We start from the raw sequence: 6156 nt of genomic DNA, 5'->3' as shown, positions 1-6156 counted from the left end.
CACTCGACGAACTTACAACAGCGATCGACAGTGCTCTTGATCAGCTCTCGATTCCAAAAGTGAGTAATTATTTCTAGTAACTACTATAGTATGTTATCGTCGTCAGTGCGTCATCGAGAGTACCCTCGCCAGCGATCACGTCGTCGACGAGCTCGGTAACATAGAAGAACGTGAACGAGAGCTGCTCAGCAGGCGTTTGTGACCGCCAATAGGTCAGATACAACAATGCTTGAAAGTCAGGTTCGTCCGTCGGGTCGTCGATCGCGGCGTCTTTGACTATCGAATTAGCGCTGTTTTCACTGCCGCTTTTGTAATCAAGCAGTTCGGTGTCCGACTGGACGAGGTCAATCATCCCGTTGATGCCCAAATCTTCGTCAATGAACCGGCGCTCAGTCACAGGAGAGTCAATGTCGTGACCGAAGTGAGAGGCAACGGTGTTCTCGCCTTTGCTGGCGGGTGTAAGGAACGCCCCATCTGTCGGGGGATTCTCGTCGAGATACGAGACAATTGTTTCGAGGCTGGCACGGTACTCAGTACGGCGCGTCCGTTCGTCGACGGAACGGACGAGCGGGCGGACCTCATCGAGCATGAGATCGACAACCTCCGTGAGTGCCGCATCATCGATGACAGCGGGGTGGTTAACATAGAACTCCGCAAAATCATGGAGTAAGTTGCCCTCAGTGAGATAATCCTTCTCTGGGCCGTCGACGATCCGGCTGAAGTAGTAGTCCCGTGGGGAGTTCACGTAGGTGTTGAGACTCGACTTACTGATCGTCTCGATGGACTTGGAGTCCACATCAATGGGCTCTGTGTCGAATACAGCCCCGTCGTGTGGTTCGGAATGTGTGTGGTGAGTAGTCGATGACAAGTCAGAGAAGGATTCGTACTCTTCTTCAAGGAGCTCTTCGAAGTACAGACACGGGGTGACGGGGGATCCACCGGTTGCGTCTTGGACGAGATAGTGTTGCTAGCTGCCGCTCTGTAACAGCAGTTGGAAGCTCCTGATATTCCGCGTAAACTGAGCGTCCTGATCAACCCACGGGCGACGTGGTGCCGAGTGTGTCCACCGCTCGTCGAGACCCAAGTAGAAGACAACCTCTCGACCGACGTACGATGCCGACTTCGCATCAGCGAGCAGTACACCTTCATTGTCTCGGTCGACAGGCACCTCATACGTCTGTAGATAGAACGACAGTTCATCGAGCCGGGCTTCTGTGACGGACTCGTCGGCGATGCCAAGCGTCTCCAACTCCTCTTGAAAGCCAGCAAGCGTCTCATCGGCGCGATGTTCAAACGTGGAGAGTGCGTCTGAAAACGTGTACTGCTGAATATCGTGACTGAACTCAATTAGCCACGCCAATTCGCCATCGTCCAGTTCATGGAGACGCTTCTCTGAATCACGGTCGGCAACAGCACAGTCGAAGGCTGTCAGCAGCGACCGAATCTCGCTGATTCGGGTATCAGTCCCTCGGTGGGCAGTTCGGAGGAAGTGGAGGAACAACCGATGTTCACTGCGATCGATAAAGCCTGGACCACCGAAGAACGGAATGTCGGCTGCTTCCAGCGCAGACTCGATGAGCGGCGAGTACTCACTTTCTTGATCGAGTACGATCCCGACGTTCTCGGCGTTCGTTTCTGTGATAGAATCGACGACCGTTTCGACAATCGCTGTCGGTGAGGCATGAATGCGGAACGCTGGTAACTCGAACTCGCTATCAGTGAAGAGACTGATTGTGTCGTACGAAGCAGGCAGATACGCGTGTTCGAGCTGGGTAAGCATCTCCGGTTCGACTACCACCACGTCGAGATCCGGATCGATAGTCTCGTTTGTGAGCTTCATTGAGGCGGTTTCGAGTTCTGCGATGCGCTCGACCGCACGTTCGGTGGCGTCGTCGAGATAGGCATCGTACTCGAAAATCGCATCGTGTGTCCCTTGGTGCTCCCAACACTGGAGGATATTACCGACTGCGTAGGCGCACCGTTTCCACGAGATGTCCTCGTTGGCAATCATGCCGAGGAACGCAAGTCGGTCCTCGGATTCCTGCCGGCGACCGACCGCAAGCCGACGTGGCGGGATCGCGAAGGGACCGAGGTGTGGCCGATCGAGTTGGCGGTTGAGGGCACTCGCGAGTGGGCCGTCCGGGACAATCACCCGGTCGTACGATTTCACTTCTTCGTAGAGTTGTCGAGATGATTTCGCGCGGGGAAATGGCACGCACAGAGACTGTCAGTGATACCGGTTAAAACTTTATTAGTACACGATCACTCTCGATTGTCAGATATCCTTCCGAATTACCTTCCGTCGAAATTCAAGCGGAAATCCCAGGCGTGATTGGCGCAATAATCACGACCACAGAAGCTACTTATTCAATCGCTCTTGCGACGGAGATTGTTGGGAGTCACAGCGTAGTTTTGAGCGCTTCTTCCCCTAGCTTTCGGAACGTATACGGCGGATCTGAACCACTCGAAATACGGAGTGAGGGCTCTGTTGAAATCCTCAATAGATGATACATTCTGACCCGGCTGCGGTCAATACAGAGCGTGAGTCTAACACCGTGTTACATTTCGCAGTTCCTCTCGACATGTAGATTGTTGACCTGTAATCACTTATAAAATTCAGGTGCTGTGAGCCTCACCAGCTCCATAGAACCCTGCGCTAATCTCGACAATCCCCATCAGCGGGTCAGAGACCAGCCTTTCGGAGAGGATACCACGCCAAGATAGGGACAACAACAGCATTGATCAAAATCAAGAGGAAAAGTGCGGGGTATTGGAAGTAAAAAAGGCTTCGGGCGATACCCACAACCACGATGTTCACAACTAACAGGCAGAAACCAAGTACTAGCGGACCGATAAGGGTAGTATGGAAGGACCCGCCTGATTCTTGGTACTCATCTTTGTAGTCCTCGATCAGACTCCAACTCATTGAGTCAAAGTTCAAATATATAGGTTATAAATTTTGTGCCTATCTATTTTTATGAAATGTCGTAAGTCTTCTCAGTTCCGACTTCCGTGCCCACCGGGAGGTCTTCGAGATGGACCACCGGGACATCGTCGTCGTAGGTGAGCATATCAGTATCTTCGTCCATCCAGATCCCGCTCACCAGAGGTTAAAGCGCCGCATCGGTTACCCCGACAGCAGTTTTGTTGCTCTGTTGAGATCCTAATCGGCAGATATATTCTCAGTAAATCAACCGCTAGGTAAGCACGCTCGTTCTCACGGGTGATTCGTCCGCGAGATTGGGAAACAAATAGCGTACATGAGTTCTATGACGCACAGAAGCAAGTTAACCAACGCAGACTGGAAGCATCGAGTTATGTTGGTTAATCAGCTGCCCACGAGTGACAGCGAAGAGCATGACACCGCGATGTCTATCCGCGCCGGCGAGCCGTGAGGCGTTTCCGATGGAGCAAGAGTTCAAACAGGGGTACCGGATACATTGGGTGCTCAGTAGCCTGAATCGCCTAGATATCGACCGACTGGACAATACAGATCAGGAACGAGTCGAGAGGGCAAGAGCTCTCCTAGAAGAGGTGAGCCTTCTCACTCGACCAGCCGACGGCGACGGAGCGGACACCCGGGCAGACACGTAACGGCGTCTCCGGCCCGGTTACAGAGGGCTGCTGAGCCGGTTTTGTTGCCCCCAGAAGGGGTGCGGGGGGCTTCCCCCCGAGGTCCAGCCATGGCCACACTCCAAGCTGCGACGATGTCGACCGGTGCGATCGTGTCGGATCCACAGGCAGTCCGCCAACTCTGTGAAAACTACCGCTTCGGGACGCTCAACTGGGAGGTCACGGAAGAAGGCGAGCTCACTATCTGGGTACACGACGACTTCGAGGTGTACGAAGCGCGGGAGAACGGCCTTCCGGACTACGAGGGCGGCATCGTGACCCACGAGTTCTTGCGAGAACTCGCCGACCATCTTGGAGCTGACGAGGAACTCGATATCCAGACGGCGGGGTTCACGAAGTGTCGCTTCCCAGTCCTAGCGAAACGGTATGTCGTTCGCGACGGGGAGGTTCTCCACACGGATCTCAGTTCCCTTGAGCCGATCGACGAGTAGTGTTGTTCGTCCCCAGAAAGGGTGCGGGGCGATCCAGTCGCGGTCGCCCTGCGAGGTGATTAGAAAATGGGCCACCGCGCACTTGTTGCGTACGAGCGAACCGACGGACAGTACACGCTCCACTACTCTCACTGGGGGGGCAGCGAATCTGAAGCTCAAACACCGAATCTCGGCGGAGTCGCCGTTCGGTGGCGACGACACGGACTCCAAGTGGGCGATACAGCTTCTCGCAGAGCTGGCCGATGGCCTCGAGGCAGATGCCGTCGACGGCTACCTGATCGGGGAGGACCGACTGTCGACGGTCGTCGAGCCGAAGCCCCGCGCCACCGGGCTCTCGCTCGGCGAAATCGCCGCTGACCATCTCGACTATCTCCACCACGAGGCGTTCTACGTGGTGTCGACGACGTTCGAGGTGACTGCCTACCGGACGCTGTGGTTCGGCCTGCAGTACGACTCGGAGACGGTCGAACAGGGCGAGACGGTCGGGAACGGCGCGCTCGCGACGGTGCGCTGGTACGACGGCGAGCCGGTCGGCGACGGCTATGTACAGGGCCAGTTCTCGGCCCTCAAAGACGTCGTCGGCGACATGCTCGACAAGGGCGTCTTCACGCCGTCAACGGCGAGACAGTACCTGAAACGGAAGCTGGCCGAGCGAGTCGGAGACCGACAGGAGCTGCTCATTCCGACCGGAGAGTCACCCTTCGAGAAGGCGAGCCTGAACCACTCCTAGAAGAGGAAACAGTACGATTCAGATTGTACCGTGGGTCAACCCCTCCGAAACAGCCATAGCAAGTGATTCGGATGGAACGGTAAGACCAAAGACGCTAATTGAGTTGTTTTCCAATTCGATCTGAATGCCTGAGTCCCCGCACTCTCCACAGGACGATCACGTGAACCGAACACGTCGGCAGTTCCTAACTACAGGAGGAGTGGTTGCCACCGCCGCTCTTGCTGGATGTAGTGGACTGCCTGGAACGGGGTCACGAACGCTTGATACCGTCGTTCACGAAAACTCGGTGGATGAGATTTCGTGGGATTTTCCCGGGCATACAGAAAACATTGGGTACGTCGAAATCCGCAGGAAGCCACAATTTGACTCGAATGGATCGATTCCGTCACGTTGGTTCACCTTCAACGCGAGCATCGAGCCATCATCAGCCTACGAGCTGGACCAATTCATGGCGACGCTCGCCACCCCGGATACCTATTTTGATCAACAAGACCAGCTCACCTACCTAGTCAGCCCGCCAACGCAAAGTGACAGCTTTAACACCTACTTTAAGCGGGTCCAGAGTGGGACTACCCACCGCCAGTTCGTGATAGAGATGGAGAAGCTCAGTATCGATGGAAAGATGGAATTCCCGTTCGTCATTCGTGACGCACAAGCCCTTCCGTCGACGTTACAGTGTTCGTTCTCAGTTCAGGCAACCGAATCCGGAACGTTCGGAGAGACCGTTACTGCATCGGATTCTGGCATCTTCGAATTTGGGTCATCAACCCAATAGCTGGGACAAATAGAGGACATCATCTAACGCTTCCCACAGTGTTGAAATCTATCCTCACAGGTTGTGATTGCCTACATGAACGCAATCTCAAAGCAGTCATAATTTCTCAAAGACTTCAATAGAGCCAATGAGCCCCTGATTTCGAGACTATTAAGTCCGGTATGCTACAGATGTTCAAGTATTGATGCCCTCCACCTCAGTCTCCCGTACTGAATGCCGCCGTTATCTTCGCGGTAAGACACCGTGGGTAATTGGCGTCTGTTTCCTCTTGTTTAGCCGTATCACAGTTCAACCAGAATCTCCAGAACTCCAAATTCTCGGCGAAGCAGCCGCCCTCGTAAACGTACAAATCGCAACCACGATTGTTGTCCCGTTCGCTGCTGCGGCAATCGGCTTCCGTGCTATCACCCGAGAACGTGAATCCGGGACCGCCCGACTTATCCTCGGCACCAAAACCACACGCTCGCAATTCGTCCTAAGTATTGTCCTCGGACGCGGGGTAGTGTTCAGATAAGCTGATTCCATGCGAAGGCAAAGGATCTGAGCCACTCGTTTGCTGTTTCTGCTTCGGCGTTGCTGAAACAGTT

Annotated in this window: 7 protein-coding genes and 2 pseudogenes; 5 read left to right on the top strand and 4 right to left on the bottom strand. The window is 54.5% G+C overall.

Annotation, left to right across the window (positions count from 1 at the left end):
- Positions 1-73: 73 nt before the first annotated feature.
- From C472_RS17890 to C472_RS18050, 3 genes are all read right to left on the bottom strand, one after another.
- Positions 74-796 carry a PD-(D/E)XK nuclease family protein gene (locus C472_RS17890; RefSeq protein ID WP_241432995.1) on the bottom strand — a complete coding sequence of 241 codons (723 nt, stop codon included), beginning with the start codon at positions 794-796 and terminating at the stop codon, positions 74-76.
- Between the two features lie 171 nt (positions 797-967).
- Positions 968-2170 (bottom strand): hypothetical protein, encoded by a 1203-nt coding sequence (locus C472_RS17885; protein WP_241432994.1) that lies wholly within the window; start codon positions 2168-2170, stop codon positions 968-970.
- An 805-nt stretch (positions 2171-2975) separates the two neighbouring features.
- Positions 2976-3104: a hypothetical protein gene (locus tag C472_RS18050; protein WP_006630682.1), complete on the bottom strand. Its 129-nt coding sequence runs from the start codon at positions 3102-3104 to the stop codon at positions 2976-2978.
- Positions 3105-3405: 301 nt separating this feature from the next.
- On the opposite strand from C472_RS18050, the gene C472_RS17880 reads away from it, so the two are divergent.
- From C472_RS17880 to C472_RS18145, 5 genes and pseudogenes are all read left to right on the top strand, one after another.
- The gene (locus C472_RS17880) at positions 3406-3594 is read left to right on the top strand and encodes a hypothetical protein (protein WP_082238282.1); all 189 of its coding nucleotides are present in this window, start codon (positions 3406-3408) and stop codon (positions 3592-3594) included.
- Between the two features lie 89 nt (positions 3595-3683).
- Positions 3684-4064, top strand: coding sequence for a hypothetical protein (locus C472_RS14895; protein WP_049906777.1), 381 nt, complete (start codon positions 3684-3686; stop codon positions 4062-4064).
- Between the two features lie 66 nt (positions 4065-4130).
- A pseudogene (locus C472_RS14890) lies at positions 4131-4794 on the top strand (DUF6735 family protein).
- Positions 4795-4918: 124 nt separating this feature from the next.
- Positions 4919-5569, top strand: a complete 651-nt coding sequence (locus tag C472_RS14885; protein ID WP_241432993.1) for a twin-arginine translocation signal domain-containing protein — start codon at positions 4919-4921, stop codon at positions 5567-5569.
- A 184-nt stretch (positions 5570-5753) separates the two neighbouring features.
- Positions 5754-6083, top strand: a complete 330-nt coding sequence (locus tag C472_RS18145) for an ABC transporter permease (protein ID WP_082238281.1) — start codon at positions 5754-5756, stop codon at positions 6081-6083.
- Here the strand turns inward: C472_RS18145 and C472_RS17125 are convergent.
- Positions 6076-6156 (bottom strand): annotated as a pseudogene (locus C472_RS17125) (IS6 family transposase); the annotation flags it as partial. The gene C472_RS18145 and the pseudogene C472_RS17125 overlap by 8 nt on opposite strands.

Origin of the sequence: Halorubrum tebenquichense DSM 14210 (assembly GCF_000337415.1) — an archaeon.
GTDB lineage: Archaea > Halobacteriota > Halobacteria > Halobacteriales > Haloferacaceae > Halorubrum > Halorubrum tebenquichense.
The sequence above is the reverse complement of the archived record's forward strand: the minus strand, read 5'-3'. Positions and strand labels throughout refer to the sequence as shown.